The sequence below is a fragment of the Acidaminobacter sp. genome (assembly GCF_030247605.1).
In the GTDB taxonomy this organism is placed as follows: Bacteria; Bacillota; Clostridia; order Peptostreptococcales; family Acidaminobacteraceae; genus Acidaminobacter.
In genome coordinates, this window is sequence record NZ_JAOTSB010000007.1 from 17,246 (window position 1) to 37,887 (window position 20,642).

21 protein-coding genes, 1 pseudogene, 1 riboswitch and 1 other annotated feature are annotated in these 20,642 nt (G+C 48.5%); of the genes and pseudogenes, 5 read left to right on the plus strand and 17 right to left on the minus strand.

Features of this window, described 5'->3' with window-relative positions; translation table 11 throughout:
• Positions 1-39 precede the first annotated feature (39 nt).
• The 5 genes and pseudogenes from OEL90_RS05020 to msrB form a co-directional block, all read right to left on the minus strand.
• On the minus strand, positions 40-1,074 hold the full coding sequence (locus OEL90_RS05020) for a hypothetical protein (RefSeq protein ID WP_300687374.1): 1,035 nt from the start codon (positions 1,072-1,074) through the stop codon (positions 40-42).
• Between the two features lie 80 nt (positions 1,075-1,154).
• Positions 1,155-1,808: a DUF6557 family protein gene (locus OEL90_RS05025; protein WP_291403629.1), complete on the minus strand. Its 654-nt coding sequence runs from the start codon at positions 1,806-1,808 to the stop codon at positions 1,155-1,157.
• A gap of 185 nt (positions 1,809-1,993) precedes the next feature.
• A complete protein-coding gene (locus OEL90_RS05030; RefSeq protein ID WP_300687413.1) occupies positions 1,994-3,457 on the minus strand; it encodes an alanine/glycine:cation symporter family protein in 1,464 nt (487 codons plus the stop codon).
• 488 nt (positions 3,458-3,945) lie between these two features.
• Positions 3,946-4,377 carry an NUDIX hydrolase gene (locus OEL90_RS05035; RefSeq protein ID WP_291403631.1) on the minus strand — a complete coding sequence of 144 codons (432 nt, stop codon included), beginning with the start codon at positions 4,375-4,377 and terminating at the stop codon, positions 3,946-3,948.
• 20 nt (positions 4,378-4,397) lie between these two features.
• Positions 4,398-4,811: pseudogene (msrB, locus tag OEL90_RS05040) on the minus strand (peptide-methionine (R)-S-oxide reductase MsrB); the annotation flags it as partial.
• A 240-nt stretch (positions 4,812-5,051) separates the two neighbouring features.
• Between msrB and OEL90_RS05045 the strand changes: the two are divergent.
• Both OEL90_RS05045 and OEL90_RS05050 read left to right on the plus strand, forming a co-directional pair.
• Entirely contained in the window at positions 5,052-5,558 is a 507-nt protein-coding gene (locus OEL90_RS05045) for a GAF domain-containing protein (protein ID WP_300687376.1), read from the plus strand.
• A gap of 24 nt (positions 5,559-5,582) precedes the next feature.
• On the plus strand, positions 5,583-6,638 hold the full coding sequence (locus OEL90_RS05050) for an asparaginase (protein ID WP_300687378.1): 1,056 nt from the start codon (positions 5,583-5,585) through the stop codon (positions 6,636-6,638).
• Positions 6,639-6,747: 109 nt separating this feature from the next.
• On the opposite strand, the gene OEL90_RS05055 is transcribed toward OEL90_RS05050, so the two are convergent.
• The 4 genes from OEL90_RS05055 to OEL90_RS05070 all read right to left on the minus strand — a co-directional run bounded on the left by OEL90_RS05055 (position 6,748) and on the right by OEL90_RS05070 (position 10,453).
• On the minus strand, positions 6,748-7,416 hold the full coding sequence (locus OEL90_RS05055; protein ID WP_300687380.1) for a HutD family protein: 669 nt from the start codon (positions 7,414-7,416) through the stop codon (positions 6,748-6,750).
• A 12-nt stretch (positions 7,417-7,428) separates the two neighbouring features.
• Positions 7,429-8,244 carry a DUF1835 domain-containing protein gene (locus tag OEL90_RS05060; RefSeq protein ID WP_291403638.1) on the minus strand — a complete coding sequence of 272 codons (816 nt, stop codon included), beginning with the start codon at positions 8,242-8,244 and terminating at the stop codon, positions 7,429-7,431.
• A gap of 72 nt (positions 8,245-8,316) precedes the next feature.
• Positions 8,317-8,826 (minus strand): prolyl-tRNA synthetase associated domain-containing protein, encoded by a 510-nt coding sequence (locus tag OEL90_RS05065; protein WP_300687382.1) that lies wholly within the window; start codon positions 8,824-8,826, stop codon positions 8,317-8,319.
• A gap of 97 nt (positions 8,827-8,923) precedes the next feature.
• Positions 8,924-10,453: a helicase HerA-like domain-containing protein gene (locus OEL90_RS05070; RefSeq protein ID WP_300687383.1), complete on the minus strand. Its 1,530-nt coding sequence runs from the start codon at positions 10,451-10,453 to the stop codon at positions 8,924-8,926.
• A gap of 237 nt (positions 10,454-10,690) precedes the next feature.
• On the opposite strand from OEL90_RS05070, the gene OEL90_RS05075 reads away from it, so the two are divergent.
• Together OEL90_RS05075 and OEL90_RS05080 are read left to right on the plus strand one after the other, a co-directional pair.
• Entirely contained in the window at positions 10,691-11,041 is a 351-nt protein-coding gene (locus OEL90_RS05075; RefSeq protein WP_300687384.1) for a cytochrome b5 domain-containing protein, read from the plus strand.
• Between the two features lie 121 nt (positions 11,042-11,162).
• Positions 11,163-11,402 (plus strand) — a binding site (T-box leader).
• A 93-nt stretch (positions 11,403-11,495) separates the two neighbouring features.
• Entirely contained in the window at positions 11,496-11,645 is a 150-nt protein-coding gene (locus OEL90_RS05080) for a hypothetical protein (RefSeq protein ID WP_300687385.1), read from the plus strand.
• 285 nt (positions 11,646-11,930) lie between these two features.
• Here OEL90_RS05080 and OEL90_RS05085 read toward each other — a convergent pair whose 3' ends face one another.
• Entirely contained in the window at positions 11,931-13,595 is a 1,665-nt protein-coding gene (locus OEL90_RS05085; protein ID WP_300687386.1) for a SulP family inorganic anion transporter, read from the minus strand.
• Positions 13,596-13,770: 175 nt separating this feature from the next.
• Positions 13,771-14,424, minus strand: a complete 654-nt coding sequence (locus OEL90_RS05090; protein ID WP_331488107.1) for an acetate uptake transporter — start codon at positions 14,422-14,424, stop codon at positions 13,771-13,773.
• Positions 14,425-14,720: 296 nt separating this feature from the next.
• Between OEL90_RS05090 and OEL90_RS05095 the strand changes: the two genes are divergently transcribed.
• Positions 14,721-15,125, plus strand: a complete 405-nt coding sequence (locus tag OEL90_RS05095) for a DUF4332 domain-containing protein (protein WP_291399941.1) — start codon at positions 14,721-14,723, stop codon at positions 15,123-15,125.
• A 145-nt stretch (positions 15,126-15,270) separates the two neighbouring features.
• Here OEL90_RS05095 and OEL90_RS05100 read toward each other — a convergent pair whose 3' ends face one another.
• The 6 genes from OEL90_RS05100 to OEL90_RS05125 form a co-directional block, all read right to left on the minus strand.
• Entirely contained in the window at positions 15,271-15,828 is a 558-nt protein-coding gene (locus OEL90_RS05100; RefSeq protein ID WP_300687387.1) for a nitroreductase family protein, read from the minus strand.
• 105 nt (positions 15,829-15,933) lie between these two features.
• Positions 15,934-16,851: a homoserine O-acetyltransferase MetA gene (metA, locus tag OEL90_RS05105; RefSeq protein ID WP_291399945.1), complete on the minus strand. Its 918-nt coding sequence runs from the start codon at positions 16,849-16,851 to the stop codon at positions 15,934-15,936.
• A 157-nt stretch (positions 16,852-17,008) separates the two neighbouring features.
• Positions 17,009-18,301, minus strand: a complete 1,293-nt coding sequence (locus OEL90_RS05110; protein ID WP_300687390.1) for a homocysteine synthase — start codon at positions 18,299-18,301, stop codon at positions 17,009-17,011.
• Positions 18,302-18,382: 81 nt separating this feature from the next.
• Positions 18,383-18,488: riboswitch (SAM riboswitch) on the minus strand.
• A 306-nt stretch (positions 18,489-18,794) separates the two neighbouring features.
• Complete coding sequence (locus tag OEL90_RS05115) at positions 18,795-19,385, minus strand: permease (protein WP_291401052.1); 591 nt, start codon at positions 19,383-19,385, stop codon at positions 18,795-18,797.
• A gap of 11 nt (positions 19,386-19,396) precedes the next feature.
• A complete protein-coding gene (locus tag OEL90_RS05120) occupies positions 19,397-19,882 on the minus strand; it encodes a permease (RefSeq protein WP_291401050.1) in 486 nt (161 codons plus the stop codon).
• Between the two features lie 4 nt (positions 19,883-19,886).
• Complete coding sequence (locus tag OEL90_RS05125) at positions 19,887-20,561, minus strand: flavin reductase family protein (protein ID WP_291401048.1); 675 nt, start codon at positions 20,559-20,561, stop codon at positions 19,887-19,889.
• Positions 20,562-20,642 lie beyond the last annotated feature (81 nt).

Consider the following 20,642-nt stretch of genomic DNA (forward strand, 5'->3'; position numbering starts at 1 on the left):
AGATGATGGAACTGTTGCTGTAAAAGCAATTTGATGTCCTTATTGCAGATATGCCTCTTCCATGGCATCAAAAATGGCTGTCCGTGCGGCATTGACGCGTTCAGACTGCTTGTAGCCTTCTTCACGGGCGACTTGCTTGAAGGCCTCAAAAGCATTATAAATTGGACTTTCCGAATCAAAGGCATGGGATTCATAAAATGTGATGCGTTCTTCACTCATAGCATTTGTATCATAGGCGTAGACGGGTGTATTATTACCGCCGTAAACCAATGCGTTCATCATCATGATAAAATACTGCTGCAATCTTTGATGAGCATCTTCGAGCTCAAGGGATAATGTTTCTTTTTGAACGCGGAAGAACAGTGATTCCGCCGCAGTAACTCTTTCCCACATTTCATCAAGTGGGATCACCATGGCTGCGTCGCTGAAAGTTTTAGCGGATAACTCTCTCGCCATGACTTTAAGATACTCAGAATACCATTCACTGACTTGTGTCTGATACGCCAAATATTTGTTGTAGTCGACAACCAGATAATACATCCCTTCTTGGGTTTCTATGGTGTAAAAGGCATTCTTGTACCCCTGGATCTCTTCTGTTAATGCTGCGTCACCAATGCTTTGAGGATCATCCATAAGTTTGGTCAAGTCGGCTTTGGCAAAAATTTTATTCTCATAAAGCTTTGCCGCGAGCCCATCACTCACTCCGCCATAGCGCTCATCTTGTTCCAGGGCCTTAATCTGGGCCGTCTCAAACAAACTGAGAAGCCGCTCTGTGAATTCCGGTGAAAGCGACTCAATCTGGTCCTTCAGGATTACAGCAAGCTCATTCATCCCTTCTATGCCTGGGTTCTCGGCAATAGATTGCTTAAAGGCGTCAAGAATTTGCTGCTGCTCTGCCTCACTTGACCCGGCAGGTATTTCATTGGATGGCGTCTCAACCTCACCAGGCGGCGTCTGATCCACGGGCGGCGCCTCAGTGTTTGTTCCGCACGCCGTCAGCGCAGCTGCCGAAAGCACTGCCACTGCTAGGACAGAGACCGTTTTTAGATCAAGGTATTTTTTAAATTTCAACATAGTAAAGCCTCCTTATGACCAAAGTTTACCATGAGAATCTTAAGCAGACCTTGATCTTAGATTACAAAACAGCGCCAAAATTACTCATCTTCATCTTCATCTAAATTGAAATCATAATCACTCATTTCAGCGACCTTTGCCTCAATCTCTTCTTCTGTATAGCCAAGGACTGTCATTTTTCTTAAGCAGAGTGCCACAAACTCATCTAAACCAAGGCGCTCTACGAAGCTTCTGGTTTTTTCGTAAACCTTTAATCCCAGCCATTCCTTCCACGGCATGATTTCGAGTCCAAAAGGCTCGTCAGTGCCTTCTTCAATGCCAAAGACATCAAATGGATAGCGGCCGACATATTCGCTGGTCAACTGCGCCAGGAACAGGTATACCGGCGGCTCGACCGCCTCAGGTTCCAGGGTCATTAAGTGCTGATAGACTAGTCGAAGCTGGTCTACTCCCTTGTCCGGCTCTTTAAAAGTGCCATAAAGCTTTTTCTCCACAGCCCTGAAATCAATTGCTTTTACGCAAGCTTGAAAAGTCTCCGGCACTTGATACGCCGTCGTTAAATCTGTCTCTGCTTCTTCAGTTTCCGATTCCGAGAAAATACCTCTGTCAGCTGCAACGGCTTTAGCGGCTTCCAAGGCCTCCTCCGTATAATCTGCATATTGGATCCAGATCACCTCGCGGAGTTGATCATCTGTCATTTTTTCCATCCGTGCCAAAAAAGGATTTTGCGCCATTGCTAAAACCTCCCGAAATTTTTTGAAACCTTTCTTCTATTATAAACTATGCTGGAGTGTCCAGCAAATTCAAAACTAAAACATATTTATCGAGCAAGTGCCCATACCGGACGTACCCATAAGAAAAAGGGGTCCAATGTCGGACCCCTTTTGCGGGATGATACGGTTTACTACTGTCAGAGTATTTACTTCGCTCTTTTAAGTGCTTTTCTCTTATTGATGGCATCCCAAACTTCTGCATTTTTGATACCAAGTTTCTTTGGATCAAAGGTAGGCTTTACAATACCAGCTTTGAGCTGATCTTCGTAGTCCTTGAGAACGAGAAGTCCAGGCTTGGTCAGGATGATAATGCCGATGATATTGAGCCATGCCATCATACCGACCGCGATGTCACCAAGACCCCATGCAAGGTCTGCAGTACGGATCGTGCCATAGAATGTCATGAAGAGGAAAATGATCATAGCGCCGTGGAAAACGGTCTTCTGATTCATTTTGGAGCCTCTGAACAAATAGGCAATTGCAGATTCTGAGTAGTAATAGTAAGCCATCAAAGTTGTGAAAACGAAGAAGAACAATGCAATGGCTACGAAACCGGACCCGAATCCTGGAATCAGAGTATCAACTGCCATTTGCGTGTACGCAGGACCATATTGTACGCCCGGAATGTTCTCAACAATAAATGTTCCATCCGGTCTGACCGTGTTGTACATGCCAGTGATCAGAATCATAAATGCAGTCGCGGAACAAACGAAGAGTGTGTCGACATAGACAGAGAATGCCTGAACGAGGCCTTGCTCCGCAGGGTGATCAACTTCAGACGCCGCAGCAGCCATAGGACCAGTGCCCTGACCGGCTTCGTTGGAGTAAACGCCGCGCTTGACGCCCCACATGATTGCAGTACCGAGAATAGATCCGAACGCAGCATCCATACCGAAAGCTGAGCGGAAGATAAGAGCAATAACGCCAGGAAGCTGGCCAATATTAACAACGATAATAATAAGAGCGATAATGATGTAGCCGATCGCCATAAAAGGAACGATCAATTCAGCAGTTTTACCAATCCGCTTGACGCCACCGAAGATGATAAGCGCAAGAACCGCAACGAGACCAGCACCTGTTACAGCTGGCGGAATTGCAAACGCCTTGGTCAGAGCTGTTGCGATACTGTTGGATTGAACGCCTGGGAGGAAAAGGCCGCAAGAAACAACGACAGCTACAGCAAAGACCATACCATACCATTTAGCATTGAGACCTTTTTCAAAATAGTATGCAGGGCCGCCGCGATATTCGCCGTTGACTTCTTCTTTCCAAACTTGTGCTAATGCCGCTTCGATAAAAGCTGAGCCGGCGCCGAGGAATGCGATTGCCCACATCCAGAATACTGCGCCAGGACCGCCCATTGCGATTGCAGTTGCAACACCAGCGATGTTACCAGTGCCTACGCGGCCGCCGAGTGCCATTGCGAAGCTCTGGAAGGAAGAAACGCCTGTTTCGGACGCTTCATTGCCAATAAGCAGCTTGACCATACGTTTTACGTGTCGAACTTGAGGAAATCTCATGAGAACTGAAAAATAGACACCTGCGCCGAGGCAAAGATAAACGAGTGCGTTGGACCAGATTATACCATTCGCCGCATTGACTAAAGCCATTAAATCCAAATAAATTCCTCCTTCAGTTTGACAGTTTGTCTGGTTTAGTTCATCCCGCAATTCACTAAACCTGTTATCATGTTATCAAAGCCGTGAAACTGTGTCAATTCAAAGGATTCATCTATCTGAAAATTCACGGAGGATTTCCTCATGTTTTTTAAGTTTTTATGCGTTTTTTTGAAGTTTTTTAAATTTAAAAAGTCTTCATCTTGTAATTAATTCATAATTTTTTAATCATTCTAATAATTTGGTTGACCAAGGTGTTTTTTTATTATTTGTTCCTTTTTTTAGTTTAACCAATTTGTAACCAATAATATTTTAGTCCCAAAACAATTATTTCGCTTTTACAATATATTCTTTCATTTGTTCACCTTGTTATACAATTTGCACCGTTACAATAATTTAATAATTTCGACAAAATTATTGATCTTAGTTAAAGAAATCACACTATATCAGCTCCAACAAGCCAATTATAACATTCGCAAGCCCTAATCCCCAATCTTCCACAGCGCAGCTTCTTTATGAAGACCCGGAATTACTTTTTTTGTACCAATGCAGTCAAAACTAACCCATTCTGAATCAAGATGCTCATCACTTAACAGCACTTTCATGTCCTCACTCTCCAAGACACATAAAAAGGTGATCCCAACTACCTGTGTATCAATATCCCGCCTTGCGTCAAACACATTCAAAGGCCTGAGAACACTGATCTTAAGTCCGGTTTCTTCAAAGACTTCCCTCTTGACCGCGTCCTCATAACACTCACCTAAGTTCATCCGACCACCAGGGAGCTCCCAGAAGCCATATTCCCCCTTACTCGGGCGGCTTCTCAACAGAAGGAGAATTTTACCCTGATGAAAAATTGCCGCTCTAAGCGCAATGCCAAAACCTACCTCATTTTGAGTCTGTGCTTCGTTCATAACGACCTCCTACTATCTGTTTATTTTTTATCAAATAGGGATTTGTACTGGCCATACCCTTCCTGTAGCAACTGATCAGAGGCTATGAACCTGAGTGACGCGGAATTGATGCAGTATCTGGTACCCAGCGGCGGCGGCCCATCATTGAAGACGTGGCCAAGATGAGAATCTGCATGTTTGCTCCTTACTTCAGTCCTTATCATGAAATGCGAACGGTCTGTTTTTTCAATGACATTTTCCGCTTCCAAGGGTTTTGTAAAACTAGGCCATCCGCAGCTGGAGTCAAATTTGTCCAAAGAACTGAACAGTGCCTCGCCTGACACTATATCTACATAGATCCCCTCTTCGAAAAAATTCCAAAACGCGTTGTTGAAAGGGCTTTCCGTTCCGTTTTTCTGGGTGATTTGAAAGACATGGGGATCCAAAGTCTGCTTCTTTTTTTCTAGTTGGACCGGATCAAAGGTAATTTCATTTTTATTCATGGTCTCTCCACTCCTTTGAGTCTGTTTTGTAATTCGGAAAGCGCCTCACTTAATGACATAATATTCTGAATTAGATTGGTTTAGTATATGCCCCAAATTGTACATTCAAAATCATATATAACTATTCTCAAAATGAACATTCCAAACAAAAATGCTATACTGAAATCAGACTTAGGCTATGGAGGGATCCCATTGAAACCGCTTGAAAGCATTGAATTTCAAACAAAGAAACAAATGTACGACTTTATGGCCGTGCGGCTTAAGGCCTATCTGGATGAAGCGCCGGACTGGTGCTCAGCTCTGGGAAACGCTTCTGCACTTTTCAACGCCCTTCTCAAAAATATCAACTGGGCTGGGTTTTATCTTATGAAAAACCAGGAATTGATCCTCGGGCCATTTCAGGGTAAGCCTGCCTGTGTCCGGATTGAAATGGGCAAAGGCGTCTGCGGCACTGCGGCACTGCAGCAGACAACACAACTGGTGCCTGACGTGCATGCATTTGATGGTCACATTGCCTGTGACAGCGCTTCCAACTCAGAGCTGGTCGTTCCAATCATATTGAACAGCAGTACGGTTGCCGTCATAGATCTCGACAGCCCGCTCATTAATCGTTTTGACGAAGAGGATGCGCTCGGTTTTGAAAAAATCGCGAAGCTCCTATCCAGTCAGCTCGACTGGCAAACAGTGTTGAATCGCTGATTCATTAAACGGGGAGGAAAAATCATGTCTGAACCATTAGTCAACGTGATCCGCGGTGGACGCGTCGAGTCCATTCACCGCGGCGACTGGGTCCTGGTGGATGTTTCGGGCCGTATACTGGCCCATAAGGGCGATCCAATGAAGCGGACGTTCTGGAGATCATCGGCTAAACCTTTTCAAGCCCTGCCAACCCTTGAGGCGGGAGCTGCAGAAAAATTTTCCATGACCACTGAAGAAATATCTCTGCTATGCGCCAGCCACAACGGTGAACCGCGCCACGTCGAAACCGCGCTGGGGTTGCTGCACAAAATGGGGCTGGACGAATCCGCTCTTGACTGCGGTACTGCCCAACCTATGCTTCTCGAAGCGGCTTTTGAAACAATTGGCCGCGGGGAATCCTTCACTCAGCTGCAAAACCCATGTTCCGGCAAACACAGCGGCATGCTGGCGCTTTGCCTCTTGAATGGCTGGCCGCTGGAAAACTACATCATGAGGGATCACCCTGTACAGAAGGAAATGCTGAAATCCATAGCCCATGCCGTCTCAATGGAGGAAAAGGACATAGGCATAGCCATTGACGGCTGCGGCGTCCCTGTTTTTGAACTGCCGCTGTACAACATGGCACTGGCTTATGCCCGCCTCAGCCTGCCGGAGGCCTTCTTCGAAGGTGCCGGGTTGAGTGCCGCGAAAACTGTCGCACACGCCATGACAACCGCACCATTCTTTGTCGCAGGCACCAAGCGTCTGGATACAAATCTCATGGAAGCCACCCAAGGCCGCATTCTCGCCAAACTCGGCGCTGAATCCGTCTATTGTGTCAGCCTCATGACAAAAGGCGTTGCTTTAGTCCTAAAAATTGAAGACGGTTCCTACAGAGCTATTGATCCCGTTGTTATTGATTTGCTGTCGCGCATGGGCGAACTTTCGGAATCTGAACTGGAGGCGCTCTCCTATCACCGTAAACCATTGCTGCGCAACCAAAGAAAAGAAATCATTGGTCATTTGGAGTGCGTTGACCCAGAAGTGAATTTTGACTTTGACGCCACTTGGTCACCTAATGTCGACAAGGTCATGCTGTAGACACAGATTGCTCTAAAGACACTGCTGCAAATAAACAACGAAAGACCGCCCCCGGAAGCGGACTGCAGATCGCACATTCTGCAGTCACACTTTCGAGGTGCGGTCTTTTTTAAGTTTCCATATAAAGAAGCAGCAGGGTGATGTCTTCATCCAGCGATAACCGGACTTCTTTCAGCGCTTTTACCGGGCCGCTGAGCCTGAGGTAATCCCCCTGGTTTAAAAGGACATTGCGGGAATCAAAACCAACTTGCAGCGCTGCCTCTTCACCAGCTTGGGCTTTGTCAGCGACGGATGTGCCTTCAGGCCAATAGACCGCAAGATGCCCCAGGTTTTCAGGGCGGCGGTCAGACAGCCACTTCTCGATCAATTTCGGATCTGCTTGCGGACCTATTGACAATGCCAACATATTCCCAACCAAACCCTTGCGCAGCATCAAATTGAAGTCGCGGGCCTCACCAACGGATTTGGTTGGCATCCCCCCGTCAAAGCTGTGTATTTCAAGTGGCTGGAGTTCAAGTCTTTCAAGTTCCTCCGGGCCTGTCTCCTGACCATGTTCCAGCACGACCGGTCCGCTCAGCATGGTGATCCAGCGCTGATAGTCAGGCAGCGCTGTAAACTGTGAGGGACTTTCTTCAATGGTGGCGCTGCTGACCCTGAAAAGAAAATCGCGGGACCCATAAGTTGAGCCCTCGGGAAAAATATCGATTTGGGTGGTAGTTCCACCCGACCATCGACTTGCTGTCATCTGCTGTTTTTTGATCAATAAGGTTTGAATCATAAATCAACGCCCCTAACGCTTCAGGTTTGTGCCGGTCAGTTTCAGCTTGATGCCGCTCAGATCCAGACAACTCGTATTGCCTTGAATGCGGATTGGCTTCGTCTGCTGCAGATGGAAAATCCTATACAAAGCATAACTCTCCGTCACCGGATACTCCGACTTTTCAAGAACGCGCCTCAGGACGTCCGTCAGCTTGACGGTTTTATGGTCAATGGCGCAGGAGATCCAGTGGTCAAAATAGTCCTCATCCGCCTCAATGATCTCACCTTCGCTGAGAAACCTCAGCACACTCCGGGTTTCGACTAGGCGGTCCCAATCCAGCATCAGATCAACGAGTCTCTGATCTGTCATGGCTGTCCTCTGATCCAAAAGCAGGGTGAGCCAGAGCGGATCCAGCTGGGACAGAGCGCTTGGGATGTATTTTCCCCGGCGTGCATCCCGAGTCTCAATAGCCGAGACATCGACTTCATATAAGGAGACGTTTTCCCTGGAGAGTATGGACGCCACATAGCGAAGCGCAACCTGGTCGTTGACATTCATGCCGTGCCAAAGAATAACCGAGGTTTCATTAGGAATAAAATATAGTTTTTCGTGGAATTTGACCATCTGCTCTTCATAGTCCAGATCGTCAAAACCTTCGTAAATCGTGGCATAGTAGCTGCTCATCCACTCGCGGCGATCCATATACCCCTGTATCGTATCCAGTGCGGTGACAGGTCCTACTGAAAAATCCTCTGTCAGACTCAGGATCTTGTCGCACTTGTTAGGCTGCAGCGCTTGTCTCAAACTGGCAGCGGCGGGCTCACTAAAAGTGATATGAATATTCATGCTCATCTGTCCACCCCGTTTCTGCGGCCGCATATCCCAATCTCATTCTGTCAACATTGTCGCGTAATTAGATCACACACTCATATGAATTGTCACAAAATGAACTTTGTTGCCGGTCGCCTTAAGAAAATTTTTAAAATCCTCGCATGCCATATTGAGGGTCATGGTATTGACGTTGGGATGAAAATTCACATAACCTTCATTCATGATCTCCTCATCAATATAGACCACGACCACTTTATTGGCATCATTGATGAGGCCAAAGGGCGATACTGAACCCGGCTGCAGTCCCAGATACTTCTCCATGCGCTCCGGAGAGGCGAAGCTGAGCTTATCCAGACCAAAATGTTCAGAAAACCATTTCATATTCAAAGGCTTGTCCTGCTCCAGGACTATCAGATAGTGCTTTTTGCCCTTTTGATCCCTGACAAACAGATTTTTCGCCTTTGATCCACGAATGTGATCCCAGTGATCCTTAGCTTCCTCCACCGTAGCCACCGGCGGGTGGGAAAACACTTCATACTTGAGATCCATTGCGTCCAAGGCGTCAAATACCTTTTGAGCGCGATCTTCATCCGTCACTTTTATCATCAACCTTTCAGTTAAACTTTAAACCCGGTGCGTGTTTTAGCCGATGGTCATTTAACCCATCACCCTTCAACGCGCCAACCGCTTGATCCTATTTACCCTTCAATATAGATCCGAGGAGCCCTCTCGCCAGCTGCGTACCGAGCGACCTGCCAACAGAGGTCATCATGGACTTAGCCATTTTTTCCATAGGTGTATCCGACGACCTTCTTCGTGCAGTCCCTTGGGACCTCGTCGTTTTACGAGTCGTTCTGCTGCGTCTTTCTTCCTCATCAAAAGCCGCCTTGCGTTCCTCAAGCTCCAGTTCCAGAGCTTCCTTCTGAGCTTCCTCTTCCTTCAGCCGCTGTGCCCGTCTGATCAAAATTTCATAGGCGGACTCCCGGTCCAGAGCATCTTCATATCGCCCATGCAGTGAAGAAGACTCAATCAGCTTCTGAACCTTTTCAGGCAGCGCGGGACCAATCATGCTCTTTGGCGGGAGAATAAAGGCGCGCTGAACTACAGACGGTCGACCCTTTTCATCCAGGAAGGACACCAGCGCTTCGCCGACACCCAGGTCGAGAATTGCCGTTTCCACATCCAGGTCTGGATTGACACGGAAGGTTTGCGCTGCCGCTTTGACAGCCTTCTGATCCCTAGGGGTGAACGCCCTGAGCGCATGCTGAACCCGGTTTCCAAGCTGACCGAGTACCGTATCCGGTATGTCGACAGGATTTTGAGTGATGAAGTAGACCCCTACACCCTTGGAGCGAATCAGACGCACCACCTGCTCAATCTTGTCGAGCAGGATTTTGGGAACATCCTTAAAAAGAAGATGGGCTTCATCAAAGAAAAAAATCATCTTTGGCTTTTCAAGATCTCCAACCTCAGGAAGCTCTTCAAACAGCTCAGACAGCATCCATAGCAAAAAGGTCGAATAAAGCGCAGGGTACTGGTACAGCACATTCGCCGCCAGAATGTTGACCACCCCGCGGCCATCCTGCACCGTCATCATCAGATCCTTGATGTCCAGCGAAGGTTCACCGAAAAAATGCTCCGCGTTCTGCTCTTCCAGAACGAGGATTCCCCTCTGGATTGCGCCTATGCTCGCTTTGCTGATGTTGCCATACTGAGTTGTGAACTCTGATGCATTGTCTCCAACGTATTGCAGCATCGCTCGGAGATCCTTGAGGTCCAGCAGCAGCATCCCGTTGTCATCCGCGATTCTGAAAACCATATTTAGGATGGCGCTTTGCGTATCATTCAGATCGAGAAGTCTGGAGAGCAGCAGAGGCCCCATCTCCGAAACTGTAGCACGAACCGGGTGTCCTTGTTTTCCAAAGACGTCCCAAAATCTTACCGGTGAGGAATGAAATTCAAATCCTTCGATTCCCAGACTCTGAATTCGCTCCGTAATTTTGGGCTTTGCTTCGCCGGATTCGCTCATTCCCGACAAGTCGCCTTTGACGTCGGCAAGGAAAACCGGTACGCCAATTTCGCTGAAAGCTTCTGCCAGCACCATGAGTGTTACGGTTTTTCCCGTTCCTGTGGCACCGGCAATCAAGCCATGCCGGTTTGCCATTTCTGCTCTGAGATGAAGTTCAAGCTCGTTTTTGGCAATCCATAAATTATGCTGTGTCATCAATCCCTCTCCCTTATCTGCGGCTCTGATGCGGGTGACCACCCCAAAGTGCTGGGGCCGCTCACTGTGACGACCATAATTCTCCAATTCTTTCTGTCATTATAGCATAATGGCGCATAAAATAATCGATTGAAAACAATTATCAATGGGTATTTATAGCGTAATTCCAATCAGCTTCAACTGGCTTTCTTATGTGAAACCTGACACACATTTAATACACGGATAGGAGGCGTTGTTATGAAAACCTTAAGGCAAAATCGTACCTGGATGCTGATGGGACTGCTGCTGCTGTCCCTGGTTCTGGTTACCGCCTGTTCTCAGCCTGCGGCAAACTCTGAGGAACCGGCCGCTGAGCCTGTTGAAATGACCGCAGATGAGCTAAGCGCTTTTAACGGCAAAGACGGACAGCCAGCATATATTGCAGTGGATGGTGTCATTTATGATGTCACCGAGGTCTCATTTTGGAAAAATGGGGACCACAACGGCTTTGAAGCCGGTCAGGATCTGACTGAAGAGATCAAGTCCGTTTCCCCTCACGGCGTATCAAAACTGAAGGGTATTCCGGTTGTTGGAACCCTTGTAAATTAACTTTCAGATTTCGGAAACGGATTTTTTATAAAATTTTTGTGGAAGTCCTCTAAATTTTCGGAATTTTTCGTGAATAGCGTTGACTTTTGTCCGATTTCTTGATATTGTACATTTTATAATATTCAAATCGATGACAGAGAACGAAGACGAGAGCCTTCAGTTACAGAGAGCCGGCGGCGCTGAGAGCCGGTACTGATTCCCGTTTGAACATCCCTCTGGAGTGAACAGCTGAAATTTTGAAGAGTAGGCTGATTCCGCTTTCCGGCGTTACAGGAAGCTTGTTTTCGAAGAAAATGAGCATAGAGTGGTACGCGTCAACGCGCGTACTAACAAGGTGGTACCGCGGTAAAACGCCCTTGTGCAGAGATGCGCAGGGGCTTTTTTATTGAATCATGCAGCGCGCAGTCTTGAAAGGCAAACAAAACCCATCAAACAACTACGAGGAGGAAGATTTATGTATCAGGACAGCTTAAATTATGAAGAGTATTCAACCGTGAAGGAAACAAAATCGACAGAAACGGCTTTGACAGAAGCGCAATACCTCTATGAGATGCAAACCACTTTGAATTTCTTTGGCGCAGGCCGCATGGATGATCTTTTTTAATTGTTTCGCTGAAGTACCCAGTACTGATCCCTATGAATTCAATGGCCTAATAGTGTGTTTTAGTACGAATCAGGGAGGTATCCAAAGTGTCAGATCTTCCAGGCGACATTAGCCGCGAGATGCATGACTTAAACGAGTAACGACCTTAAAGCGAGAAGAATGCTTTAAGGTCGTTTGCTTTTTTTGATTGTTTGATGGAAGATGGTGTCTGACACCTTTTCCACTGTTTCAAGACAGAAGACGGGGTCAACAGGCTAAAGCCGCCGACACCGTCCTCCACATCAATTATCCAATCTGCTTAAGCGCCATCTCCAAATTGGGGTAAAAATGTTCCGCTCCAATTTTTTCAATAACGCCTGCTTTTTCAAGCACTGACCACGGCTGCTCGTTGATGCCTATGATATAAAGCGCCACCTTGCGGCGATTGCACATCTGTTTAAAAGATCTGAAAGCGAACAGCGCTGTTGCGTCCATGGCCGGCACCCTGGTCATAATCAGCAGCACCGCTTTGGCATGAGCATCCAGATCTGTCAGGTTGTCCAGAAACTTATCCGCTGCGCCAAAGAAAAACGGTCCGCTGATTTCGTAAGCTATGACACCCTTTGGAAGGGAGAGCCCTTCACGGAAACTGAGCCCCGCTTTTCCCCGGCTCTCTGTATCCTGGTCTGTCTCTTCGCCGGAATCCAAAACCACTGAATTGACTTCAGCGACATCGCTCATACGTTTCATGAACAGGAACGCGGCGAGGACCATGCCAATCTCAATGGCCAGTACAAGATCAAAGATCACCGTGATGAAAAAGGTCGTTAGCAGTACCAAGAGGTCGCTTTTAGGAGCATGAAAATATTCGATAAACTCACGCCAGTCACTCATGTTGTAGGCGACTATAATCAGGATCGCCGCCAGGGCAGCAAGCGGGATCATTTTGGCCAGCGGCATAAAGAGCAGCATAATGAGCAGCAGCACTACCGCATGCACCATACCTGCAACCGGCGTTGAACCGCCATTTTTGATATTGGCCACGGTTCTTGCGATTGCCCCCGTTGCCGGTATGCCGCCAAAAAGCCCGGAAGCAATATTCGCGACCCCCTGAGCTACAAGCTCCATGTTGGACCGGTGCTTAGAACCAATAATGCCATCTGCCACCACTGCCGACAGCAAGGACTCAATAGAACCCAGAATCGCAATTGTAAAGGCAGGTCCAATCAGCATGCGCATCTCTGACAGGGATACAGTTGGAATCTGCGGTGTTGGTATTTTGGAAGACAATTCCCCAAAGGTTGATCCAATAGTCGCGACATCCATCCCCGTTACCTGAACCACCACAGTTGCCACAATCAGCGCGATCAGGCTCCCCGGCACCTTGCGGCTTACTTTGGGCCAGAAGATGAGGATCGCCAGCGACAGCGCGCCAATCAGGACGCTGTTCCAATTTACTGTATCTATATGTTCCGCGTAAACTGAGACTTTCTCAAGAAACTCCGCGGGATTATGTTCTAATTGAAGACCTAAAAAGTCTTTGATTTGCGATGTAAAGATGGTGACTGCAATACCTGTAGTGAATCCTGTCGTTATAGGATAAGGGATAAATTTGATAATGCTTCCAAGTCGTAAGAATCCCATGGCCATCATCATAACGCCTGCCATAAGGGTGGCGGTAATCAAGCCATTCATGCCAAATTCCATGACAATGCCATACACAATGACCATGAACGCGCCGGTCGGGCCGCCAATCTGTACCCTGCTGCCGCCCAGCATTGAAATAAGGAATCCGGCGATTATTGCCGTAAACAAACCCTGCTCAGGTGTAACGCCGGAAGCTATGCCCAGGGCAATGGACAACGGCAGCGCAATGATCGCAACAATCACACCGGCTGTCAAATCCTTGATAAACAATTCCTTGGTATAGCTCTTTAAAGTCGTAAATAATTTGGGTGTAAATACGGACACATTAGGCACCTTCTTTTCAAAATAAAAAATGCGGCTGAAACTCCGACAAGGACTTTCAACCGCATTTCCTGTAAGCCGCTGAAAAGCCGCTCAAGCTATTTATTTAAAATTAACTCAATGTTGTTTTGAATCATGCATTCTATATCATGTATACAGTACAACACTTTTTTAAAAATTATGCCTTGCTGCCAGTCTCGGAAAGGACAGCCCTCTTAGCAGCGCCAAATTTGACAGGCTTTCCAACAGGCAATACCACGCGCTTAAACATGTGGTTGATGACATTTGCCGCCACACCATAGAAGGAAATGAAGGAAATTATAAGTTCGGAGTAAGCTGCAAGATTATGCATTGTATGCTCTGCTATGCCAAGGGTACTGAAGCCGAGACCAATGAAAAGGAGATCAATAAAAATGAAGTCAAGCAAAAGCACTTTGTTGGTTTGCGTTGCGCCAACCGTCATGATCACCGAGAAAATAAGATACCCGAAAAATGCGTAACCTAACTGGTGTGTGTCCACAGCGCCTTTTAAAGTTTCGCCGAAAACGCCGAGATTAATCAGCCAGCTGGATGCTACTGCAAGCCAAAAGAATCCATAAGCGCAAAAAGCTGTGCCGCCAAAAAGGTTGTCTTTTTTATAATCGAAAACACCGGCCATCAACTGCGCAAAGGCACCAAGGAAGATTGCCCAAGGGATAACATAGGAAAGGCCTGTAGTGACACCCATCTTTTGGGTTGATGCTACCAGCGTTACCATTGCGAGGCCAAAAAGACCTAACGCGCTTGGGTCTGCGACCTTAACCATCACTGACTGTACTTCTTGTTTGCTCACTCATTTCCGTTCCATCCGTTTTTCAATCGAATGAAAACGTTCCCTCCTTTATTCGTATACTTTGACAGAAAAAGACGCCTCTCAAGTACAAGAAGCGCGACGAATTCTGCTTCCCTATCATCTCACAATGTTTAAGAAATAACAAGTGAAAACTGCTAAATAACTGTATAAACATTTGCATTTTTTTTGATTTTATAAAAGATTTTTTCGAGCTTAAGGTTACAAATAATAATATTATGTTTCAACTTCCTAAATTTGTAGTAAGAATAAGACAAATACATTTTGGAGGTGTAGTTATGGCATCACTCAGCATCATTGAAGGCGTTGGAGAAGCTTTTGAAGCGAAACTGAAAGCCGCGGGCGTCAGCTCTACTTCAACACTGATGGAAAAAGGCGCTACAAAGAAAGGGAGAGCCGCACTCGCAGCAGAATGTGACATTTCTGAGAAGCTCATTCTAAAATGGGTTAACCATGTGGACCTCATGCGCGTCAAAGGGATTGGCGGCGAATACGCTGAATTGCTCGAAGCCGCTGGCGTTGATACAGTTCCTGAGCTCGCTCAGAGAAAGCCTGAAAATCTCCTCGTTAAAATGACCGAGATCAACGAAGCTAAAAATTTAGTCAGGAAACTACCTGTTCTTAAGCAAGTGGAAGACTGGGTTGCTCAAGCCAAAGAGCTTCCTAAGGTCGTTTCACATTAACTAAAGTGCGAAAAAGGCACTGATAACGGATAAAAACGCCGTTACCGGTGCCTTTTTATTTTGTGACTGAAAGAACAAAACCTGTGTTTTCGCCTAATGGCCTGTTTTTCCGCTCGACATTCAAACCATTTAAGCGCATCAGAAATCATCCAATCCAGGAAACCAAGCCCTGTACCCGCGGCGCCGCTTTGGGTTCTGCACCCGAGGTATATCCCACAGCAACGGCATAGAGCGGATTGTGTCCTTCCGGGATCAGCAGTGCCGACTTCAGTTCTGCCCCATGCTCAGAATCAAACGCCGGTCTGAAGGAGGCAATATAGCATGATCCCAGACCGAGGGCAGTCGCCGCCAGACTGGCGTAGACGGCGGCGTTGGCACAATCTGCCAGGGCATGTTTGGCTTCCGGCGCTGAAATAAATATAACGGCCGGCGCGTTATAGAAATTGCTGAAATTCGGATCTTCCGCACTCGCCTTCAGACGCTCATCTCCGGAAGAAAGTGCAATCTCGCGATTCACACCGCTGATCCGCTTTAAAAGTTCAGCATCTGTCACCACGCTGAAATGCCATGGCTGAGCGCCTCTTGCAGACGGCGCGAAAACTGTGGTTTCCATGATGCGCTCGAGTACATTCTTGGGTACCGGATCAGGTCTGTAACTTCGTACAGATCGCCGGTTCATCAGCATTTGAAATGCATAATTCATTGCTCAACCTCCCCGATTCATAAGATGAGTTCATAATAGGCAACTATTCATCGCTATAAATAAATACCCGGATAGAAACCTCTAAATCAGAAAGTCCGTTAAGATTTAGTCGATCTCGTCTAGATTATATGGCGTTTCTTGATAGACGAAATAGTTCAGCCAGTTGGAAAAGAAAAGGTGGGCGTGACTCCGCCACCGGACAACCGGTGCTCGAGAAGGGTCGTCATCCGGAAAATAATTGGCAGGCGTTCGGATGTCCATGCCTTTATTCACATCTCGAAAATATTCAGCCCCCAGGGTCTCCGGGTCATACTCCAGATGCCCTGTCGCGTAGATTTCTCTTCCGTTTTTTGACACAATCAGACCGATCCCCGACGCTTCAGATGTCGCAACGATTTCAAGGGAATCGATCCGTCTGACGTCCTCTACGCTGACGGTGGTATGCCTGGACTGCGGAATGTAGAAGACATCATCAAAGCCCCTCAGCAGCTTGCAGTTTTGTACCGTGGCCTTATGCTCAAAGACACCGAAGCACTTTTCCGGAAGAGGCAGCTTAGGAATGCCGTAATGCTGGTATAATGCCGCCTGCGCGCCCCAGCAGATATGCAATGTGGCGAAGCCGTGATGCCGGCTCCAGTCCAGAATTTTGGCGAGCTCCGGCCAGTAGCCCACTTCCTCAAATTCCAGGTTTTCGACCGGGGCGCCGGTAATAATCAGCCCGTCAAACTTCTGGTGCTCAATCTGGGAAAAAGGCACATAGAAGCGGTCCAGATATTCAGAGGACGTGTTTTTGTATTCATGGGACTCCAGTCGCACCAGGACGACCTCCGTCTGGATAGGTGAATTTCCAAGCACTCTGAGGAGCTGCGTCTCTGTGGTCTCGCGGGTTGGCATCAGGTTCAGGATCGCGATGCGAAGGGGTCGTATGTCCTGATGGGTCGCGCGAAACTCCGTCATGGTAAAAATATTTTCAGCCGCAAGGATACTCGCGGCGGGCAAATCGTTTGGAATGATGACAGGCATTGGGTCGCCTCCTAGATTTTAGGCAATAACCGCGTCGGAAATTGGCCAAATTCAAGCCCGGCCGCGCGGCAGATTGCAGGTTAGGATTAAAAGATAATTTTTGCCAATGGTTTCGAAACCCGGGAATGCCGGCTTCGCGACCATCGGCAGCAGTACTTTATACGTTCATGGACGCCTTCAGAGCCTGGTCCAAATCCTCGATCAGATCCTGCGCGTTTTCAATGCCAATTGAGATCCTGAACAGATCCGGCGTGACGCCCGCCGCCTTTTGGGCATCCGGATCCAGCTGAGCATGAGTCGTGCTGGCCGGGTGGATAATCAGGGACTTCGCGTCTGCCACGTTAGCAAGCAGAGAAAACAGCTTGAGACTTTCAATGAACTTGACGCCCGCCTCGAGGCCGCCCTTGATGGCAAAGGTGAAGATGGAGCCGCAGCCCCGCGGGAAGTAGGTCTTCGCAAGGCCATGGTACGGATTGCTCTCCAGGTCTGGATGGCTGACCCAGCTGACCAGCGGATGGGCTTCGAGGAATCTGGCGATCTTCTGGGCGTTCTCAACGTGGCGCTCCACGCGCAGGGACAAGGTCTCAAGGCCCTGGAGCAGCAGGAACGAGTTGAACGGGCTGATGCAGGCGCCGGTGTCTCTGAGGAGCTGGACTCTGGCTTTGATGATATACGCCGCAGGCCCGACATCTGACGCGTAGCGTATGCCGTTGTAGCTCGGATCCGGCTCAGTCAGTCCCGGGAACTTCCCGGAAGCCGCCCAGTCAAACTTGCCCGAGTCCACAATCAGTCCGCCGATGGTCGTCCCATGGCCGCCTATAAACTTCGTCGCCGAGTGGATAATGATGTCCGCGCCGTAGTCGAAGGGCCTGAACAGGTAAGGCGTCGCGAAGGTGTTGTCCACAATCAGCGGCAGTCCGTGCTCGTGGGCAATGGCCGCCACGGCTTTGAAATCGATCAGGTTAATACCCGGGTTGCCGATGGACTCAATATAAATCGCCTTCGTCTTCTCGTTGATGGCCGCTCTGAAGTTCTCAGGGTCGTCCGGCTGGACAAAGCGGGTCACGATGCCGTATTTAGGGAAAGTCAGCTTGAAAAGGTTATACGTGCCGCCGTAGAGCGTCGCTGCCGAGACAATCTCGTCCCCTGCCTGGGCAATATTCATGATGGCATAGGTGACTGCCGCTGATCCGGAGGCGACCGCCAAAGCGCCAATGCCGCCCTCCAGGGCTGCAATGCGCTTTTCGAGGACATCCGTCGTAGGGTTCATGATGCGCGTATAGATGTTGCCGGCTTCCTTCAAAGCGAAGAGATCTGCTGCGTGGTTCACATCCCTGAAGACATAGGACGAGGTTTGATAAATGGGCACGGCTCTGGAGCCAGTAACCGGGTCCGGTTCCTGACCCGCGTGGACCTGAAGGGTTTCGAATCTGTAAGTTGTGTCTGTCATGTTCATTTCTCCTTTTTGTGATTTTTCCAAATAAAAAGACCCCTTTGATGAAAGAGGTCGATAATCACATGGTCGGATCCTCACTCATCTGTCAGCGAAAATACTTTCGCTGCAGGAATTAGCACCATGCATGACTGCTGGTTGCCGGGCTTCACAGGGCCTGTCCCTCCGCCGCTCTTGATAAGAGTGTCTCGATATTTGGTTGAATTGAATCTTAGCATATTGACAGTCAGAACGTCAACTGAAATTTCGACAATTTTCTGCCAATTTGAATTTTGGTAATATTGTACACGGGATCTGGGGGCGGAAACTGGGTGTCGGCGGGAACTGGGTGTCGGCGGGAACTGGGTGTCGGCGGGAACTGGGTGTCGGCGGGAACTGGGTGTCGGCGGGAACTGGGTGTCGGCGGGAACTGGGTGTCGGCGGGAACTGGGTGTCAGACACCCGGATTCAAAAAAAGAGAAACCGGGTGTCTGACACCCAGTTTCCTTTCCTAGAATTCTGCCGCCTTGGCATAGATGCCCGCCTTCTCCTCTGCAGTGAGCATGCGGTCTACCACCAGCGTGATGATGAAAATGCCTGCCAGGCTTGCGGCCAGCCGCGTCAACGCAAAGGTTCTCCCCAGAGAGGAAATCTCGAAAAGGACCATCGGAATTTTTGTGGTGGACCATGCACCCATAAAGATCATGACGTTCTTGAAGCTCGCGCCCTTTTTCATGAGCACCGCTGCGACCGGAAACGCTCCGTAGAGCGGCCCTGCAGCTGCAGAACCAATCAGAATTCCAAGAAGAACGCCGCGCAGACCCGAGCCGGGTCCCATATAACGGATGAGCAGTTCTCTCGGCACCCAGACGTCCAATAGCCCAAGCAGCAGAAAAATTGGCGGAATGATGGTCAGCATTTCCAGAAGACTTTTGCCTGTCATTAACGCAGCGGTCTCACCCTGGGCGGGACTGACCAGGAATAAAACAATGAGGAGAGCAGCAGTCACCAGGAAAAAAGCATACCGTTTGATCAGCGGCACCTTTTTTTGCGGCTGACCTCCGGGGCCTTGATCTGATCCTTGAGTTGTGTTTTTCTTCATCTTCTCCTCCATTAAAACTCACCCATGACCTTTCCTATGACAATTGCGACCAGGAAAGAAAAAACGAAGGCGGACAGATTCCGGATCAGAGCCGCTTTCCTGCTGAAATATCTGCTCTCAATGGAAAATGTCATCACGCCCACCATCATCAGGGACGAAATGAACGCTGCAATCTGCATGTAGCCGGCACCCCGCTCCAGCAGCATCGCCGCCGTGGGGAAGGCAATGAAGCCCGGAATCAGCGTGATCCCGCCTACCAGCGCCGCAGCCGTCACGCCAATCCAGCCGGAGTCGCCGCCAATCAAACGGCTGATCACCTCGGGATTGAGAAGCGCCAGCATGACCCCGACCAGGGTGATGACGCCCAAAATCTGAGGTAAAATGTTTTCAAAGGATTTCAGCGCTTTTTTGAGCGCCATTTTAGTCTTTTTCTTGTCCTTCTTCCAGGAAAATGCCAGCAGCCCTAAAGCGGTCAGATATAAGATCCAGGTTTGCATTGCATTACCTGCCTTTCATTGATTTTGATTTTTGTTTTGGTTTTGGTTTTGGATTGTCGCCGTGGCTCAAACCGGATGGCCTTAGAAGATGGCTGACCTTCTCCTTGGCCGCCTTCCGCCTGGCCACGGAAAACCCAAAGCTGCCAATAGGCTTCCCGCCAAGGGCATAATAGGTTCCGTGCAGATAGGTGATAGGATTGCCCTTTTCCATGTGAATCTTGCCGTCCCCATCGATCAAAGCCTGATCTACCTTGTTTTTCAATACCTCCACGAGAAACAGGTCATGGGTCCCCAGCGGTGTCACACTGCGCACCACACACTCCAGTGCTATTGGGCAAGACTGGATCGAGGGCACGCTCACCGCGATGCCGGGTTCAAGTTCAAATTTACAATGCGCAATCTTATCGACCTGAACCGCACTTCTGACGCCGCAGAAATCCACCGCCTGCACCATCTCCCGGGTTGGGAGATTGACCACGCATTCGGGATGACGCATCAGGTTGCCATGGGACGCCCGCTCTTTTCGAATTGCTATGGACAGCATAGGCGGCTTCGTGCACGCCACGCCAATCCACCCCACCGTAAACACATTAGGTTCCCCTTTTTCGCCGATGGTCGTGACAAGGGCCACCGGAACGGGTCCAAAAAGGATGCTCCCCTTAAATACTTCCTTTTGCATATTGGTCCTCCTGAAATTTAAGCTTTCGTAACCAATAGTTACATTATAACAATATAACATTTTTGACGCCAAATTGTATGG